The 2,638-nt window shown below is 66.6% G+C and carries 1 protein-coding gene; it reads left to right on the plus strand.

The window, feature by feature from the left end; translation table 11 throughout:
- The coding region (locus tag Q0R23_RS05785) for a hypothetical protein (protein WP_293911361.1) at positions 1–2,638 on the plus strand (2,638 nt) is incomplete at both ends.

Raw genomic sequence — 2,638 nt, forward strand, 5'->3', positions numbered from 1 at the left:
GGCGGCTTTGGCCAGCACGGTGACCAACACCGCCACCGTCGCGGCGCCCGCCGAGAACACCGACAGCGACCTGAGCGACAACACGGCCAGCGACTCCGATACGGTTACGGCGCCACTGGCCGCCGACCTGAGCATCAACAAGACCGGCACCGCTACCGTGCTGCAAGGCGGCGCCGTCAGCTACACCCTCAAGGTCTGGAACCAGGGGCCGACACCCACCACTGGCGCGACCATAGCCGACACGGTGCCCGGCAACCTGACGGGCGTGAATTGGACCTGCACCGCCAGCGGCCTGGCTGTCTGCGGAACGGCTAGTGGCAGCGGCAACGCCATCAGCTTCGCCAGCGGCCTGCTGCCGGTGAACACCACCACTGGCGCGGCGGGCGCGACCAACTCGGCGCCGACCAGCGGCAGTTACCTGACCATCACGGTCACGGGGACGGCTACCACGGCGGGCAGCCTCACCAACACGGCCAGCATCACGGCGCCGGGCGGCATCACCGATGCGTTCGCTGGCAACAACAGCTCGTCGCAGGCTACCACTATCACGCCGGTTGCTAACCTGAGCATCACCAAGAGCGACGGCCTGACCTCGGCGGTGGCGCCCGCCGCCTCGACGTACACCATCCGGGTGACCAACGGCGGCCCCAGCAGCGTGACCGGCGCCGTGCTGACCGACCCTGCCGTGCTCGGATTCGCGGCCAGCAGCCTGACCTGTTCGGCGGCGGCGGGCAATACCTGCACCACTGCGCCGCTGCTCACCGATCTGCAAGGCACGGGTGTAGTGCTGCCCCTGATCGCCAACGGCGGCTTCTACGAGATCAGCCTGGGCGGCACGCTGACCGGCACCTCGGTAGGCAGTGTGGCGAACAAGGCCAGCGTGGCGGCGCCCAGCGGCACCACTGACCCGGACACCAGCAACAACAACGCCACCGACACCGATGCCGTTACCTACAACCTGGTGTGCAGCAAGGTGTATGCCAGCTCGTTCGGGGCGGCGGGCACGCGCAATCAGCTTTACGAACTCAGCGGCTCGATCCTGACCTCGGTGTTTACCGCGCCGCAGATCGTGGGTGGCCTGGCCATCAGCGCCAACGGAAGCGCGTATTACGACGACGGCACTTTCGCTGCGCCGCCGCTGTTTCGCTACAACGGCACGGCGCAGACCGCACCTGGACAGACCCTGCCGACCCTGAACGTGGGTGAGGCCGCCGACGCTGCCGGAAACGTCTACTACCTCGACGGCACCTACAATCTCCGCAAAGCGGTGGCTGGCGGATCGGGCGCGGCCAGCACGGTAGGCGCACTGATTTTCGATACCGGCGACACCATCGGGCCGTCGCTGCAATACGGCGACCTGACCTTCGACGGCAACGGGCGACTGGAGTGGTACGCCGCTGTCGGCGGCAGTGGCAAATCGTACCTGTACGCGATCGATCCGGCCACGCGCCGGGCCAAGAACTTCGGCAACATCGGGCCGGACGGCGCGACGGGCCTGGCCTTCGACGCGGCGGGTAAGCTCATCACCACCGGAGCGGGCGGCGCCAGTGTGATTTCCGTTGATCTGGCCGCCTCGACCCTGACGGGCACTGTGGTAGGCACCGCCAACCCGCCAGTCTACGACCTGGGCTCCTGTGCCACGCCGCTGCTCAATGCCATCCTCGACGTTCAGAAGTCGGTCAGGAACGTGACCAAGAATACCAGCCCGGCCATCACCACCGACCCCGGCGACACGCTGGAATACACCATCACCATGACCAACACCGGCAATTTCCCCTCCACCGACGCGGCCCTGACCGACGGCATTCCGGTGGGCACGAGTTACGTGGCGGGCAGCACGACCCTCAACGGCACGGCGGTGGCGGACGTCGCCGGAGCGATGCCTTATGTGGCTGGAAAGGAAGTCTTCACGGCAGCTCAGCCTTCAGGCGTGATTCTCGTCACCGCCGTGAACGCGGCAGTGGTCAAATTTCAAGTCAAGGTCAACGCCAACACCGACCCGGCAGGCAGCGCACCCGGCAGCATCAACAACGTGGCGTCCGTCAACTACCCCACGGTCAGCGGCGGCGTGAGCACCACCCAGACGGCGGTGAACCCGGTGACCAGGGCGCCGGTCAGTCCCCGTCTGATTCTCAATAAAACAGTTGTCGGGCGGGCCAACACTGCCGACCAGTTCACAGTGCAGATCAAGACCGGCGCTACCGCCGCCTTCAGTGGCAGCACCAGCGGCACCGGCACCACCGCGACGACGGCCCAGCAGACCCTGAGCGCAGGTACCGCCTACACCCTGACCGAAGTGATGGCCGCAGGCAGCGCCAGCACGCTGAGCGTCTACTCCACCTCGGTGAGCTGCACCAACGCCACTACGGGCGCTACCACGACCCTGCCCAGTGGCAGCGGCCAGAGCTTTACCCTCACCCCAGTGCTGGGCGATGTGATCACCTGCACGCTCACCAACTCGGTGGCGCTCCAGCCGCCCGTCGTGACTTTGCTCAAACTGGGGCGCAACGTCACCAAGAACACCGCCTTCATCGCCGGAACCGGCAGCGTGGGTGTGCTGCCCAAGGACGTGGTGGAGTACTGCCTGGTCTACAGCAACACCGGCGGCGCGGCGCCCAATTTCAAGATCACCGACAAC

Origin of the sequence: Deinococcus sp. (assembly GCF_025362455.1) — a bacterium.
Taxonomy (GTDB): domain Bacteria; phylum Deinococcota; class Deinococci; order Deinococcales; family Deinococcaceae; genus Deinococcus.